A 16,663-nucleotide genomic window follows, 5' to 3' on the forward strand; every position below is an offset into this window, starting at 1 on the left:
CTTTCGCAATACTCTATATTTCTATAATAGCCAACGGAAATCTCTTTTTTCTTACCCGTTTCTTACAAATTCCTTACGCTGCAAAAAAGCTTGTAGAATCTACTTCTCTACAAGCTAAAACTGCATCTTTTTTAATACAACTGTAAAAATTGTTTTTTTATACGGCTTACTAGAAAGGTGAATTTTTCCATCCATCGCTTCCACAAGCCGTTTCGTAATCGTTAATCCTAGACCGCTTCCTTGGTACAATCTATTTCTTGAATCTTCAAGTGTGTACATACGCTCAAACACTTTATCAATATGAGACTCATCAATTCCTTTTCCTGTATCCCATACGTCTATATACACACTCGTTTCATCATCCCTTAAAGTCATACCGAGCACCTTTCCATCGTCTCCATATGTAATCGCATTTGATATTAAATTATTCAATACCCTGCCTAATACTTCTACATTTCCAAGTGCATATATATTTCTTTCTGGTATATCGATATGAACATGAAAACCTTTCGTCGTCACTAAATCATAAAAAGATAAAATCTTTTCGCGACAAACTTCATTCATACTTACTTTTGTCATCTCGATTGCCTTGTCACCAGATTCTAATTTTGCCAAATCAAAAAACTTATGAATCAGTTCCATCACTTCCAGCGTTTTCACATGCACCTTTTCAAGTAATATTCGCTGTTCTTCTTCACTTATTGTTTTATCCTTATTTAACATTTCTGTATATCCAAGAATAACTGTTAGTGGTGTTTTTAAATCATGTGAAATATTTGAAAGCATTTTTCTCATCGAAATTTCTACTTTCGCATGATCTGCATTCGTTTTCTGTTTTGCATCTAATAAATGATTAATTGCCACTAATAACTTTTGCAATTCTAGATCATCTGTCATAACGAGTAACTTCTCACCTGTTTTTTCATGTACAATGTCTTCTAATTTTTCATATGTGTATCGTAAATTCTTGCTACTAGTTTTCCTCATTTTATACTGTATGTAAACAACACATAGCAATATAAAAATAATGCCCATTAACAGCTTGACCATACTACATCACTTCCAACTTATAGCCGATGCCCCATAACGTTTTAATATATTCTGGATTAGATGGATCACTTTCGATTTTCTCACGCAATCTTCTCATATGAACATTAATAACGTTATCATCACCATAATATTCTTCATTCCAAACAAGCGTATATATTTGCGCTTTCGTAAAAACACGATTTTGATTCTTCACGAATAGCTTTAAAATCTCAAATTCTTTTAAAGTAAGTTTAAGCTGTCTTCCCTTTTTTTCCACAGTAAAATTAATTGGGTCAATTATTAAATCACCAATCTGAATGGCCTCATCTTTTGATTCCACAGCTGAATACTTTGTAGACCTTCGAATAGCGGCTTTTACACGTGCTGCCAATTCAATCATAGAAAATGGCTTACAAATGTAATCATCTGCTCCAAGTCCTAACCCAACAGCTTTATCAACATCTGTATCTTTTGCCGACATCATTAAAATCGGCACCGCACTTTTTTCTCGAATGATTCGCACAACCTCTAAGCCATCTAACTTCGGCATCATAATATCGAGGATAATCAAATCAAATGAACCTTTTAAAAATGCGTTAACTCCTTCTTCTCCGTCAGATGCGATTGTAACTTGAAAACCTTCTTTTACTAAATATGTTTCAACCATCTCTTGAATTGAGATGTCATCTTCAACTAATAAAATATGATGTGACATATTTCTATCCCCTTTTTTTACAAACATTAACATTTTAATTGTATCGTAACGAAGGAATGCTGGAAAGAATTATATGAATTTTCAAACCAACTTCCCTTCCTTCCCTAACAATGATATGATAAAATTCACTACTATTGTTCATAATTAACTTTATATAAAGGAGACTTATCATGTCAGAAAACAAAAAAGTAAGCTTAGCTGATTTAATGCGCGAACAACTTGCAAAGAAAAAGCAAGGAAATGGAAATGCTGCAAACAATACGAATCAAAGCCAAGCAACGAAAAAATTACAAAACCAACAAACGAAGAAAACAAACAACCAACGTAGACGTACAGGTGTGTAAATGAACGGACAAAAACGATCTAACATTTCATCAGGTCTTGAAGTTGATATTGTATTAAAACAAGATCAACGTACAGGCAAGCTAACAAGAGGAATTGTAAAAGATATTTTAACTAACTCTCCCTCTCATCCTCACGGTATTAAAGTACGATTGCAGGATGGGCAAGTTGGCAGAGTACAAAATATCGTTCAATAAGAAAAGGAGCTCAAGTAAACTCGAGCTCCTTTTTCTTTATTACCCTTTAATTTTCTCGATGAAAACTACTTTTAAATAGTCTCCCTCTTTAAACTGATCAATTGTACGGAAATCTTCTGGTAAAGAGTGTTCTTCTAATATTTTATATTTGCCATTCATTTCTTTAAATGCTGTATCGATAAAACCTTTAAACTTTTTCATATCGAACGCGCTACAATTTGTAGAAGCAACGATAATACCGTTATTTTCTGTAATCGCGATTGTTTCTTTTAATAAGTTTTTATAGTCTTTCGCTGCGCTAAATGTATATTTTTTAGAGCGTGCAAAACTTGGAGGATCAAGTACCACCATATCAAATTTCATCTTTTTCTTAGCTGCATATTTGAAATATAAAAATACATCTTCTACGATAATGTCTTGTGCTTCGTAATCAATTTCATTTACACTAAACTGCTCAATTGTTTTACTTAAACTACGATTGGCAAGGTCAACACTTGTTGTTTTACTTGCGCCGCCAAGTGCTGCAAATACAGAGAATGCTCCTGTATAAGAGAACATATTTAAAACCGTTCTTCCTTGTGCATATGTATCACGAATTTGTTTTCGAACGTTACGCTGATCTAAAAATACACCAACCATCGCCCCGTCATTTAAATATACAGCAAAGTTTACACCGTTTTCTTTTACGATAAGTGGGAACTCACCGCGCTCTCCTGCTACGAAATCATCGCCTTCAATGTATTTTCCTTTCGTATCAAAACGCTTTTTCTCATAAATACCTTTAAAGTTTGCTACTTTTTGAAGAGCTGCTATAATCTCATCTCTGAAAGTATAAATCCCTTCACTATACCAACTTACTACGTAATAACCGTCATAATAATCGATGATTAAGCCGCCAAGACCATCACCTTCACCATTTAGGGCACGGAATGCTGTCGTATCATTTGATTTGTAAAACTGTTTTCGTTTATGTAAGGCAGATTTGATTTTACTTTCAAAGAAAGATTGATTAATTTGTTCACTCTCTTTTCTCGTTAAAATCCAGCCGTATCCTTTATTTTGTTTTCCGTAATAGCCTTTTCCGATGAATTGGTTCTTCTCATCTACTACTTTGATGATTGTCCCTTCTTCACGTACATCATTTAAATTTTGAATAGCATCTTTTAAAATAAGTGGATATCCACTTTTAATTTCTTTTATAAATTTCGGTTTTATTTTTATAGTTACTTCAGATCTCATGTAATGTCTTCCTTTCCATTTGAATGCTTTCTAATTAGTAGGAAGCATGTAAAAAACGAGGCCGAAAAACAGCCTCGTTTCACTATACCATATTATCGCTTTGCTAGTACAACCCGCTCAGCCTTACACCTAATCGCGATATATTTACTAACTTATGAAATAAACATCATACTTTCAAAAAAAATTTTATATATTTCATTATTGTCATTGACAATGATAATGATTTTCATTATCATTTAATGTATATGGGTTCTTGAAAATATAGCTACATTTATAGGAGGAAGAAACATGATTATTGTTACAAATACAGCTAAAATTACAAAGGGAAATGGACATAAATTAATTGAGCGTTTTAATAAAGTAGGTCAAGTCGAAACGATGCCAGGCTTTTTAGGATTAGAAGTGCTTTTAACGCAAAATACAGTTGATTATGATGAAGTAACAATTAGCACACGCTGGAATGCAAAAGAAGATTTCCAAGGTTGGACGAAGAGCTCAGCATTTAAAGATGCTCACTCACACCAAGGCGGGATGCCAGAATATATTCTTGATAATAAAATCACTTACTACAATGTTGAAGTTGTACGTATGCCAATGGCTGCAGCACAGTAAACATATTTCTTTTTTAAAGTATAGAATATGAGAAGCGTTACCACTTCTCATATTCTATACTTTTTATTTACTGTCTTTTTACTAGTTTCGCATGCACGACTAACCTTCCTGCTTCCGGATCAAGTGCATAGTCACACGTCGAAAGTGTTACGATTTGATCACTTGCTGTCACTTTTGTATCCGTTTTGTACAGCGATTTTTCTTGAATTTTCTCCAAAAATGATGTGTATTCCGTATCACTACTAAAATCCGTTTCAATGTAATAAAAATCAGTTGTTGTCGTATACACTGAAAATACTTCGACATCGTACCCTTCAAATAAAGTATCGTAATATAATTTGCGGTGCGACATAAAAAAACCTTCATCTAACATTTTTTTTAGGCTTGCGAACATAGAACCATCTTTCATACGATGACCGTATAAAATTGTATTTCGATTTTGCGACTTCACATCATTACGATAGTCCATAAAGATACTGCCTGCTCGCATATCCTCACCTTTATAATTACGGTATAAATAGTAATCATTGTCTTTAGCTTGAACAATTGGATAATTAATTTGTGTATCATCCATCGTAATCCATCCAACTATTTCTGGGTTGATTTTTTGTAACGCTTGAAACTGTTTTCGTATCTCTCCGTCTTTTGCCTTTTCTTCTACCGGGCTCCGCTCATAAATTTCTTGTGCCTCAGCCATTACTTTACGATTTTCATAGTAGTCCATAAAAATGCCGCCTAATTCATACATTGAGTAGAAAAAGACACCTAAAAAAACAACTGTAAGTATTCGTTGAAAAAAAGGATTCTTTTTCCGTTTTTTTGTACTACTCAAATTATCACCTCAAAACAGATTGCGATCAGCGCTTAAATTCCCATCGGTACCATATACAATCCTGTATCTTCATCATGCTTTACAACAACATCTACACCGTATATCGCTTTAATCATATCCTCTGTTACTACATCATTCGGATTACCTTTCGTAACGATTTCACCATCTTTCATAACAATAATGTGATCACTATAGCGAATCGCTTGATTAATATCGTGCAGTACCATTACAATCGTCAATCCATACACTTCATTTAATTCTTTCACTAACTCTAATATTTCAAGCTGATAATAAATATCTAAATATGTTGTCGGCTCATCTAAAAAGAGCATCGGTGTCTTTTGCGCTAAAGTCATCGCAATCCATACCCTTTGTCTCTCACCGCCAGATAAAGCATGAATTGGCTTATCTCGCTTACTCTGTAAATTCGTACAAGTAAGTGCCTTTTCAATAGCTTCTCTATCTTCATCATTGTGTGAAGAAAAAATATTTTTATATGGCATACGACCAAAACTCGTTAATTTTTCAACAGTAATATCTGCCGGCGCCTCATTTTGTTGATGAACAACCGCTAGTTTTCTAGCAAACTCTTTCGGTTTATACGCACTAATTGCTTTTCCATCAAGTATTACTTCCCCACTACGAGGAGTGTGATTTCTTGACATAACACCAAGTAATGTCGATTTCCCGCAACCGTTTGGGCCAATAATGGTTGTAATTTTCCCCATTTCTATTTCACTACTAACAGACTTTAAACGATCTGTTACATTGTCATACGAAAAGGTTACATTTTTAATTTCCATGAACTTTATCACTCTTTCTAAGCAAGAATATTAAGAATGGACCACCAATAACCGCCATAATTGTTGCTGCTGGAATTTCATTAGGTGGCACAATTAACCTCCCGATCGTATCCGCCGTCAAAATTAATAATGCACCTGCAAGCGCTGAAAATGGAATCAATACTTTATGGTCTGAACCGACTAGTTGTCTTGAAATATGCGGAACAAGTAACCCAACGAAAGCAATAACACCTGCAATCGCTGTCGATACTGCGGCTAAGAGTACTGCAATGGCAGAAATAATAAGACGAACTCTCGTCACGTGCAAGCCTAAGTTTTTCGCAGTCTTATCTTGTAGCGATAATAAGTTACACCAAGCTCCTACAAACAGAGCGAGAATAAGGCCAATCGTCCCATATGTAACCATTATTTCTACATCTCCCCACGTCTTCATCGTTATATTAGAAGTCGTCGTTTGCTTAATACTCTTAATAAAATATCCGCAAATCGTAATGAACGATTCATTTAATCCAGTAAACATCGCATTAATAGCTATACCAACTAAAATAATGCGAAGTGGACTTAACCCTGACTTCCATGAAAATGTATAAACGAGATAACATGCAAACGCACCACCTAAAAAGGCGAATACTGGTGTCCAGAAAAAGAATTGCGGGAACAACGTAATAATAACGAGTGTCATAAAACTTGCTCCAGAAGATATACCGATTACCCCAGCATCAGCAAGTGGATTTTTCATAACAGCTTGAAAAAGCACACCTGAAACAGCCAGAGCTGCTCCAGTAAATAGTGCAATAATAATACGTGGGAAACGTAAATCTTTAATCACTTCAACATCTTCATTTCCCCCTGTAAATATCCCTTGTACAAGCTCAACAATACCTACTTCTAAACTACCTTTCATCGCTGACAATGATGTCATAACAATAAGCAATGCAGTAACAATGAGGAAACTCCAAGTTTTTTTATTCATTCCACTCTTCCTTTATATTAAAATGCATCACTGATACATCATTTTTTTCAATTCATCTAACGCTTCAATTGCTGCTAAATTACCTGTCGTTCCAAATAAACGCTCTTCTAAATCGTAAACACGGTTATTTTTAACTGCAGCGAAGTGCTTCCAAATGTCATTTGTTTTAAATTCTTTATCAAACATTTTTACAACTTCATCAGGCATACCATGAGCTGCTCGTAAAATAATATCTGGATCAGCTTTCTTTAAATACTCTGTATTAGAGGCTAAATACTCTACTTGTTCACCTTGCACAATATTTTTACCACCTAGTTGTTTCACTAAATCTCCAATATAAGAATGCTCTGTTGCTACTAAATAACTCCCCGGCACACCTAATAAAATAAGCACTGTCGGTTCTTTCTTTCCTTTTACTTCTCTTTGAATGCTAGCAACCTTTTTATCTAACTTAGTTACAACTTCTTCAGCCTGCTTTTCGCGTCCATATTTCTTACCTAAATCGCTAATGGAATTTTGCATATTTTTTAAGCTTGTTAAATCTAAAAAGTTTGCTTTCATACCCACACCATCAAAAACTGGCTTTAATTCATATTTAAGTGTTGTCACAGATAACACTTCTGACGGCTTTAATGATTTTACCTTTTCCATATCAGGACTCATTGGATTCCCAACTTCAGGTAAACCTTTATATCGCTTCGGTAAAGTTTTAGAACTTGTTGGGACACCAACTAACTCTACTTCTAACGCATCCATAATTTCAGTAACAGCAACTGTCGTTGCAACAATTCGCTCTTTACTATCACTCTTTACCTGCTTCGCTGTTTCTTTTTTTGGTGATGAGCACCCAGCTATACTCATTAACAGAATGATAGCCATTAGTACACTTGTGATTTTCTTCACTCTCAATCACCACTCCTTTCCAAACAATATGAAACAAGTCTTGATGCACGCGAACACGCATCAAGACTCCAAAAATTACAATCTACCAGCTCTATATTTACGAACTAATAAAGCAAGTGACCCTAGCAGTAGCACCATGTATAAACCAAGTTGTGCTGTGTCTGCAGTTTTTGAGTTTTTCTCTTTTTTCGAATCATTTTTTTGATCTTCTTTTTTCTTCTTATCATCCGCATTTCGGTTGAAATCAGGAGTACTTACTGTTTTTACATTATCTACTTTCGGTGTAGTCACTGGGGTTTTTGGTTCATTCTTTGGCTCTTCTTTTACCGTTCCTATAGCACCAATCTTCGTCGTATCAAATTGAATTTGTACGTCATAGAAGTGATGGTAGTTCATTGAATCGATATCTACTTTTACTTTTGCATTTAATTTTGCAAATAAATCAGCTACTTCAAACTCTACTACTCTTGTATTGGCAGCCTTATCTTCACTTACTACTTTTGCATCAACAAATGCACCAGCGTTTTCTGTTTGGAACTTCGTAATCCATGCACTATCTTTCAGTGTCACCGCAACATATTTTTTGCCATCTTTCACTGTTAATCTCGCTGGATTTAGAACATATTGATTCATCATTGAAATCTCATCAGTTTTATCTTTTAACACTTTAAAAGCAATATCGTACTGACCGTCTTTTAAATTTTTCGGATCAACTGTTACGTGTCCATTTTGGTTATTATTTCCGTCTTGATTGTTACTTCCGCCTTGATTATTGTTTCCATCTTGGTTATCGTTTCCGCCTGGAATGTTGTTTCCATCTTGATTACCTAAAGCTTTAATACTACCTTTATCAAATGCAAATTGAATATCGTAGACATGATGATAGTTCATTGCATCGATATCTACTTTCACTTTTGCATTTAGCTTTTTCGATAAATCATCTACTTCCACTTCTACTACTCTTGTATCTTGCTCTTTACTTGTACCTAATACCTTTGCATCGACGAACGCGCCATTCTTTTCAAACTCAAATTTTGTAATCCATGAGCTATTCGTTAATGTGAATGATACATACTTCTTACCATCTTTCACTTTTAATACGCCCGGACTCTTCGTATATGTGTTCATCATTGAAATTTCTTCGGTTTTATCTTTTAACACTTTAAAACCGATACTGTATTCACCGTCTTTAAGAGCATTTGGATCAATTGTTGTATTGTCTTGGTTGTTGTTTCCGCCCTGGTTGTTGTTTCCGCCTTGGTTGTTGTTTCCACCTTGGTTGTCGTTTCCGCCTTGGTTATCGTTTCCGCCTTGGTTATCTAAAGGTTGGATGCTGTCTTTATCAAATGCAAATTGAATATCGTAAGAATGATGGTAATTCATTGAATCGATATCTACTTTCACTTTTGCATTTAATTTCTTAGATAAATCATCTACTTCCACTTCCACTACACGTGTATCAGCTTGCTTATTCTCACTTAGTACATTTGCATCAACAAATGAATTATTCTTTTCAAATTCAAACTTTGTAATCCAAGCACTATTCGTTAACGTAAATGATACATACTTCTTACCATCTTTTACTTTTAACACACCTGGACTTTTTGTATATGTGTTCATCATTGAAATTTCATCTGTTTGATCTTTTAATGTTTTAAAATTGATGCTGTATTCGCCATCTTTAATTGTTTCAGCATCTGGTTGTTTCTCGCCTTCTGGTTTCTTATCTCCATCCGGTTGTTTTTCGCCTTCTGGTTTCTTATCTCCGTCTGGTTGTTTTTCTTCACTTTTAATTGTTTCAAGTTTGTCTTGTTCAAATACAAGTTGTACGTCATGCGTTTGCTTGTAATTTCTTGATGCCATCTCAATAAATACTTTTGTATTTAGTTTTTTTGATAAATCATCTACATCAAATTCTACTACTCTTGTATCGTTTTCTTTATCTTCACTCACTACTTTTGCATCAACAAATGCACCATCTTTTTCCGTTTGGAAATTTTTAATTAATGAGCTACTTTTTAGTGTTACAATCGCTTTTTTCTTACCATTTTCTACTTTCAATACTCCTGGATTTACCATGTAAGTATTCATTTTAGATTCTTCATCTGTTTTATCTTTTAACACTTTAAATGGAATGCTGTACGCACCATCTTTAATTGTGTTAGAATTTGGTTGTTGATCTGAGTCAGGCTTTTGGTCGGGCTTCTGACTTGGATCCGGATTTTCATTTGGATCTGGCTTATTAGCTGGGTCCTCTTTTTCATTTGGTTTTTCTACATGAATTGGTGTAATGCTATTTTGATCGAATGAAATACGAATATCATAGTAATGATGATAATTAAAAGCATCAATATCAACTTTTACTTTTGCATTTAATATTTTTTCTAAATCTTCTACATCAAATTCTACTACTCTTGTATCGCTTTCTTTATCTTCACTCACTACATTTACATCAACGAATTGGCTACCTTTTTCTGTTTCAAACTTCGTAATCCATGAACTATGTGTTAACGTAAAGGATACTTTCTTTTTCCCATCCTTCACTTTCAAAGTCCCCGGGCTTACAGAATATTGATTCATCATTGATTCTTCATCTGATGTATCTTTCAAAACTTTGAAACCAATTGAATATTCACCGTCAGCTAAAGTTGTAGCTGCTTGAACTGCAAGTGGTTGTAGCGTTGATACGAATGTAAAAATCGTTAGAAACATTGCAACAACAATCTTAAGATACCTGTTCAATGGAATGACTCTCCTTTTTAAAATTTATTTACTGAACTTCACTTTACGAACTAAGAAAATACCTGAGATTAAAACTAACGCTGCAAATAATCCGATACGTGCTTCGTCGCCTGTTTTTGGGTTATCTGTTTTTTCAGCCTTGCCACTCTCATTTGTTCCTTTATTTGCGTCTTTGTTTGTTTCTTTACTCTCTTCTTTCTTTTGCTCTTCTTTTACTTGTCCATCTTTTTTAGTTTGGCCATCAGTTTTCGTTACACCAGCTGCTTCGTTATCGCCACCTACAGCTTTTACATTTGCATCAAATGCAAAGCGAACTGTGTAATGATGGTCGTAGTTTGCACTTGGTACAACAACATGAATTTTTACTCCTAACGGTGTAGATAAATCATCAACTTTAAATTCAACCGTTCTTTTATCTGCTGCTTCGTCTTTGCTAATTACTTTTGAATCAACGAAATTACCATTCTCTGGTGCTTTAAATTCTGTAATCCAAGCACTATGATTCATTGGAACTTGTACTCTCATCTCACCATTTTTTACAATTAACTTAGCTGGTTTCTCAAAATAATCATTTGCCATTGAAGCTGAATCATCTTCCGCCTTTTTGATAACGTAGTTAATATCGTAAGTACCGTCAGCTAATTTTGCTGAAGCTTGTCCAGATGGCATTACGAGAAAAGCTAGCATACATACTAACGTTATAATAAATGCGGGTAATACTGAAAACTTTCTCATTTTGCTTACTTCCTCCTTGTTTATCCTTCGTTTTATATTTCGAAAATGATAATTATTCTCAATTTATAAGAAAAAAAATAATCTCTTCTACCTTTATTTAATTGTCATTACTTTATGTAATATAAGTATTATTGATTATCATTCTCAATAGAGGTCAAAAAATATAATATCCCTCAATCTTCCCTATAAAAAGCACTCTAAAATACTTTAATCAATTCACTGATTATCATTCTCAACAGACTACAAAAAAATAAACTACCTATTCTATTGTTCTATCACCTCTTCTTCCAAAAATGATATAGTCATAGAAAACCTCTTCCCTTGCTCCCGTCACTTCCCTTCTAACATTTCCACAACTAAGTCAATCTCAGCCTACTCATATTTTTTTTGTCAACTATATTACGTATAAAATTTTTAATATCTAAATTTCCCTATATATAATTTTCCCTACAAAAAAGAGACCTTCTTTCACAGAAAGTCTCTTTTCTCTATTTTTCTACAGCAATTTCTTGCTTTTGAAACTTAGAAACTATATAACCAATTCCTATACCGATCATACCTGGAACTAACCAGCCAATCCCTACACTATATAGTGGAATCTTATCTAGAATAGGTGCTAATGCTGCAATTTGCAGATTCGCATTGTGCAATCCATCAAAGAAGCTAATTGCGAACGCTCCTATAATACCGCCTACATACATTGCTAATGGAAGACGAACATAGTTTTCAACGAGTGACAATACAATAAGTACGATCCCAATTGGATAAATTGCGATTAAGATTGGTAATGCTAATGCGTTTAACTGAGTTAAACCAAGATTTGCTACCATAAATGCTAATACACAGAAAATGAAAACAACTTTTTGATATGAAAGCTTCGGTAATAAGGAAGAAAAGTATTCTCCACAAGCAGCAACAATACCTACAGAAGTTGTTAAACACGCTGCTGTAATTGCGATACCTAGTAATAATGTTCCGTAGCTACCAAATAAATGATTCACGACGTTTGTTAAAATAATTCCTCCATTTGCTCCCATTCCAAGTGAAACACTAGAAGCTCCAAGGTAAGCAAGTGCTAAATAAACTAATAGTAAACCAAGTGCTGCAATAAATCCTGCAAAGATTGTTACTTTCGCAATACTGTTCTTATTTGTAATGCCTTTTGCTTTTAAAGCATTGATCACAACATTTCCGAAAACAAGTGCTGCAAGTCCATCTAAAGTTAAATATCCATCAATAAAACCTTTAAAGAGTGGAGCACTATACGCTTCTGTCGGTGCACCAAACTCTCCAATTGGTGTCATAATTGCTTTCGCTACAATAATTGCAATGACCGCTAATAAAATTGGTGTTAACACTTTACCGATGCGTCCCACTAATTTCGAAGGGTTTAAAGATAAATAGAAAGTTACCGCAAAGAAAATAAATGTAAAGATAACAAGTGGATATGATTGACCAGCTACCTCACTTGGTAAAAACGGTGCAATGCTCATCTCATAAGCAACTGTTCCTGTACGTGGTACACTTACAAATACACCTAAACATAAATAAATTACTGTGATAAAAACTAGTGCGAATAAAGGATGTACACGTCCTGCTAGTTCATTAATATCCCCTTTTAGAGCTATAACAATTACCCCTAATAAAGGTAAACCAACGCCTGTTACGATAAAGCCAAATAACGCGATCCATACATCAGTTCCAGCACCTTGTCCTAACGCTGGTGGGAAAATCATATTACCTGCACCGAAAAATAGTGCAAATAACATTAAACTTATTGCGAACATCTCAGAAAACTTTAAAGATGATTTCATTTCTACTAACCTCCTAATTATTTAATTAACAAAATATTCTGAATTAAAATCCGTCACATATCCTCTTTCAAGCATACTTCCCCGTAAAAGAACGCAAAAAACACCCGTCCCTAACAAAGGGACGAGTGTTGAAATCGTGGTTCCACCCTTATTCTAATAAAATGAATTTATAACGAAATAAGCTCATTTTATAGCTCGTGTAAATTGATAACGGTTTTATCCGCCAAGAATTACAATGCATCATGCATGCAGTTCACTCTTGAAGTTTAGAGGTGGTAAGCTTGTCTTTTCGTATTAGGAAGCTCACAGCCTAAGGCTTCCCTCTCTGAGAATCGTAGAAAACAACTCATGTCCTCATCATTACTTTTATAAAATATCTTGTCGAAACTTGTTGTTTTTTATTATATGGGCTATTTTTTAAAAAATCAATAGTTTTATTTTTTCTGACAAAAAAATATAGGGAGAAAATTTTTCCTCCCTATAACTGTCCTATTAATAATTCTAATTCTTCAGCTGTAATGTCTCGCCACTTTCCTACTTCAAGATCACTTAGCTTTATATTCATAATACGTTCTCGCTTTAATTTTGTCACAGTGAATCCGAAAGCACGGCTCATTCTACGAATTTGTCTGTTCATCCCTTGCGTTAAAACGATGCGAAATGTTGATTGATCGACTCTCGTCACTTTACATGGCTTCGTCATTCCATCTTTAATCTTTACACCGCTGGACATCTCATCAATAAACCAATCAGTAAAAGGCTTATCGACCGTCACAACATATTCTTTCTCATGCTCATGATCTCCGTGTAAAATTTGATTCGCAATCGCACCATCGTTCGTTAATAAAATAAGTCCTTCTGATGCTCTATCTAATCGTCCAACAGGAAAAATTCGCTCTGGGTAATTGATATAATCAATAATATTATCTTCAATATGATCGGCTGCTGTACAAGTAATTCCGACTGGTTTATGAAAGGCGATATACACTTTTTCTTTCTCTTCTTTTGCAATAACCTGTCCATCAATCGTTACAACATCACCATCGCTCACGAGTGCACCGTGCGTACATATTTCACCGTTAATAGCCACGCGTCCCGCTTTAATGAGACGGTCTGTTTCGCGTCTTGAGCAGGATTTTGCTTCGCTTATGTATTGGTTGATTTTCATAGCTTATTCCTTTTCATATATATTAAAAGCGTCAATCTATGGCGATGTCATTATGCCACGATTGACGCTCCTTTACTTCGCAAAAACAACTAAATAAATAACCCCAATCACCAAAAATATTCCACAACAAGCTAACAATGCTTTTGCAAGTTTGTCCATAAACATATAATGGTTTCCCCTTTTGTTTGGTTGTTTGCTATTTTAATTCGACAACTGTTACGCCTAGGCCTCCCTCGCCCATGTCACCGTAGCGGTAGTTTTTCACGCCGCGATGTTTCTTCAAGTAATCTTGTACACCTTGGCGAAGTGCTCCTGTTCCTTTACCGTGAATAATTGATACACGCGGATAGCTTGCAAGCTGTGCATCATCTAAATATTTTTCAACGCGCATCATTGCATCTTCATAACGTTCACCGCGAAGGTCAAGCTCTAACGACACGTGATAATCTCTACCCTTCACACTTGCGACTGCTTTTTTCTCTGTTTGCTTCGGTGTATTAATGTATTCCATATTGGATTCTTTCACTTTCATCTTCAGAATACCAATTTGTACGCTCCACTCTGTATCACTTACTTTTTCAAGTAATTGACCTTTTTGGCCGAACGTTAATACTTTTACTTCATCGCCTGCACGTAATTGTTGTTTTGGCGCTGTGTTTTTCACGTTCACTTTTTGTTTCTTCACAAGCTCTGGCACTGCGCCTTCTAGACGGCTCTTCGCTTCAATAAGCTCGTGATCTTTCACGTTTATAAGCTGCGCTTTACGCAATTGACGAAGTTCGTGAATAATGCCCTCTGCTTCTTTCTTCGCAGCTTCGACTTTTTCTTCCCCTTCTATTTGCGCTTTTAATAATTTTTCATCACGCTCTTCGTTAAATTCAATAATTTGACGCTGTAATTCGCGATGAAGTTTTTCAGATTGCTTACGAAGCGCTTCTGCTTCGTTCCAGTCACGCTCTGCGTTCTTTTGACTTTCTTCTAACTTCGCAATCATATTTTCAATTTTATTTGTATCCGTACTAATATGGTTACGAGCTTGGTCAATAACGCGATCAGATAATCCAAGACGCTTCGAAATTTCAAAGGCGTTACTACGTCCTGGTACACCGATTAATAATTTGTACGTTGGGCTTAATGTGTTCACATCAAACTCCACGCTCGCATTAATAACTTGCTCACGGTTGTATCCGTATGCTTTTAATTCTGGATAATGCGTTGTAGCAACAACGCGAGCACCACGATTACATACTTCATCTAAAATTGAAATTGCTAGTGCAGCCCCTTCTTGCGGGTCTGTTCCAGCACCTAATTCATCAAATAAAACTAAGCTTTCAAAATCAGCTTTTTCTAAAATATCTACAATATTCACCATATGTGAGGAGAACGTACTTAAACTTTGTTCAATCGATTGCTCATCACCGATATCAGCGAAAATATTTTTAAATACACAAATCTCCGATTCATCCATTACTGGAATGTGAAGACCAGACTGCGCCATTAATACACAAATACCGACTGTTTTCAGCGTAACTGTTTTACCACCTGTATTCGGTCCTGTAATAACAATTGTCGTGAAATCTTTACCTAACATAATGTTATTTGGCACGATGATTTCTGGATCAATAAGCGGATGACGTGCTTGTCTTAAATCCATATAGCGCTCGTTATTTACGATTGGCTTAGTTGCTTTAATACGCTTCGCATAAAAAGCTTTCGCAAATATGAAGTCAAGATTCGCAACTACTTCTACGTTAGATAAAACGATATCCGCTTCTACTGCCACTTCTTCTGTTAACATCAATAAGATGCGTTCAATTTCTTGTTTTTCTTTCACTCGTGCTTCTTGAAGCGCGTTATTTAACTCTACAATGACTTGTGGTTCAATAAATAACGTTTGCCCAGAAGCTGATTGATCGTGAACAATACCACCATATACGCCGCGGTATTCTTGTTTTACCGGGATTACGTAACGTTCGTTACGAATCGTTACAATCGAGTCAGACAGCATCTTTTGCGCGTTTGAAGAACGCGTCATGTTTTCTAACTTTTCACGAATACGGCTTTCTGCAGTACGAATTTGAGTACGAATACCACGCAGTTTATCACTTGCGCTATCGACTACTTCACCACCGTCACCGATGCAATTAGTAATTTTCTTTTCTAAATCATATAAAGATACAATTTGAGCGACATGAGTTTCTAAAATTGGAAGCTCGACACCATTATCAACCATATCTTCAATGAAACGTTTCATATTGCGACTACCATACATCGTATTGGCAATATCAAGTAGTTCATTTGGGCTTAACATACTTCCAATCTTTGCACGCTTCACATTTGGGCGAATATCCGTAATACCACCTAATGGTGCACTACCTTTTAAACGAATAACTTTCGCCGCTTCATCCGTTGTATCTTGCAGTTCTACAATTTCTTCAAAATCAGTGCTGGGCACTAAATTCTTCACCTTGTCACGACCAAGTGAAGAGGCTGTATGTTCAAGTAATTGTTCTTTTACTTTATTGTATTCTAATACACGCAACGTTCTTTCTAACATGT

General features: G+C 35.2%; 15 protein-coding genes and 1 other annotated feature. Of the genes, 3 read left to right on the top strand and 12 right to left on the bottom strand.

Annotated features, from left to right (window positions below; all coding sequences use genetic code 11):
- Positions 1–114: 114 nt before the first annotated feature.
- Both ACP6L7_RS19495 and ACP6L7_RS19500 read right to left on the bottom strand, forming a co-directional pair.
- A complete protein-coding gene (locus ACP6L7_RS19495; RefSeq protein ID WP_097832058.1) occupies positions 115–1,050 on the bottom strand; it encodes a HAMP domain-containing histidine kinase in 936 nt (311 codons plus the stop codon).
- A gap of 1 nt (position 1,051) precedes the next feature.
- On the bottom strand, positions 1,052–1,744 hold the full coding sequence (locus tag ACP6L7_RS19500; protein WP_097832059.1) for a response regulator transcription factor: 693 nt from the start codon (positions 1,742–1,744) through the stop codon (positions 1,052–1,054).
- Positions 1,745–1,914: 170 nt separating this feature from the next.
- Between ACP6L7_RS19500 and ACP6L7_RS19505 the strand changes: the two genes are divergently transcribed.
- The gene (locus tag ACP6L7_RS19505; protein ID WP_071748244.1) at positions 1,915–2,088 is read left to right on the top strand and encodes a hypothetical protein; all 174 of its coding nucleotides are present in this window, start codon (positions 1,915–1,917) and stop codon (positions 2,086–2,088) included.
- On the top strand, positions 2,089–2,283 hold the full coding sequence (locus ACP6L7_RS19510; protein WP_001014316.1) for a YwbE family protein: 195 nt from the start codon (positions 2,089–2,091) through the stop codon (positions 2,281–2,283).
- 39 nt (positions 2,284–2,322) lie between these two features.
- Here ACP6L7_RS19510 and ACP6L7_RS19515 read toward each other — a convergent pair whose 3' ends face one another.
- Complete coding sequence (locus tag ACP6L7_RS19515) at positions 2,323–3,522, bottom strand: class I SAM-dependent rRNA methyltransferase (protein ID WP_097832060.1); 1,200 nt, start codon at positions 3,520–3,522, stop codon at positions 2,323–2,325.
- Between the two features lie 288 nt (positions 3,523–3,810).
- On the opposite strand from ACP6L7_RS19515, the gene isdG reads away from it, so the two are divergent.
- Complete coding sequence (gene isdG / locus ACP6L7_RS19520) at positions 3,811–4,134, top strand: heme oxygenase (RefSeq protein WP_000587825.1); 324 nt, start codon at positions 3,811–3,813, stop codon at positions 4,132–4,134.
- 67 nt (positions 4,135–4,201) lie between these two features.
- On the opposite strand, the gene srtB is transcribed toward isdG, so the two are convergent.
- From srtB to ACP6L7_RS19565, 9 genes are all read right to left on the bottom strand, one after another.
- Positions 4,202–4,966: a class B sortase gene (srtB, locus tag ACP6L7_RS19525; protein WP_097832061.1), complete on the bottom strand. Its 765-nt coding sequence runs from the start codon at positions 4,964–4,966 to the stop codon at positions 4,202–4,204.
- Positions 4,967–4,998: 32 nt separating this feature from the next.
- Entirely contained in the window at positions 4,999–5,769 is a 771-nt protein-coding gene (locus tag ACP6L7_RS19530) for an ABC transporter ATP-binding protein (protein ID WP_097832062.1), read from the bottom strand.
- Positions 5,759–6,742, bottom strand: coding sequence for a FecCD family ABC transporter permease (locus ACP6L7_RS19535; protein WP_097832063.1), 984 nt, complete (start codon positions 6,740–6,742; stop codon positions 5,759–5,761). Before ACP6L7_RS19535 ends, ACP6L7_RS19530 begins: the two co-directional genes overlap by 11 nt.
- 27 nt (positions 6,743–6,769) lie before the next feature.
- Entirely contained in the window at positions 6,770–7,651 is an 882-nt protein-coding gene (gene isdE, locus ACP6L7_RS19540; protein ID WP_141533475.1) for a heme ABC transporter substrate-binding protein IsdE, read from the bottom strand.
- A gap of 69 nt (positions 7,652–7,720) precedes the next feature.
- Positions 7,721–10,387: an NEAT domain-containing protein gene (locus ACP6L7_RS19545; protein ID WP_097832065.1), complete on the bottom strand. Its 2,667-nt coding sequence runs from the start codon at positions 10,385–10,387 to the stop codon at positions 7,721–7,723.
- A 24-nt stretch (positions 10,388–10,411) separates the two neighbouring features.
- The gene (gene isdC, locus ACP6L7_RS19550; RefSeq protein ID WP_097832066.1) at positions 10,412–11,122 is read right to left on the bottom strand and encodes a heme uptake protein IsdC; all 711 of its coding nucleotides are present in this window, start codon (positions 11,120–11,122) and stop codon (positions 10,412–10,414) included.
- Positions 11,123–11,610: 488 nt separating this feature from the next.
- Complete coding sequence (gene brnQ6 / locus ACP6L7_RS19555) at positions 11,611–12,936, bottom strand: branched-chain amino acid transport system II carrier protein BrnQ6 (RefSeq protein ID WP_097832067.1); 1,326 nt, start codon at positions 12,934–12,936, stop codon at positions 11,611–11,613.
- Positions 12,937–13,050: 114 nt separating this feature from the next.
- Positions 13,051–13,306, bottom strand: a binding site (T-box leader).
- 108 nt (positions 13,307–13,414) lie between these two features.
- Entirely contained in the window at positions 13,415–14,104 is a 690-nt protein-coding gene (locus tag ACP6L7_RS19560) for a 23S rRNA pseudouridine(2604) synthase RluF (protein WP_097832068.1), read from the bottom strand.
- A 196-nt stretch (positions 14,105–14,300) separates the two neighbouring features.
- Positions 14,301–16,661 (bottom strand): endonuclease MutS2, encoded by a 2,361-nt coding sequence (locus tag ACP6L7_RS19565; RefSeq protein WP_097832069.1) that lies wholly within the window; start codon positions 16,659–16,661, stop codon positions 14,301–14,303.
- Positions 16,662–16,663: the final 2 nt, after the last annotated feature.

It is taken from the genome of Bacillus silvicola (assembly GCF_050524305.1).
In the GTDB taxonomy this organism is placed as follows: Bacteria; Bacillota; Bacilli; order Bacillales; family Bacillaceae_G; genus Bacillus_A; species Bacillus_A cereus_AT.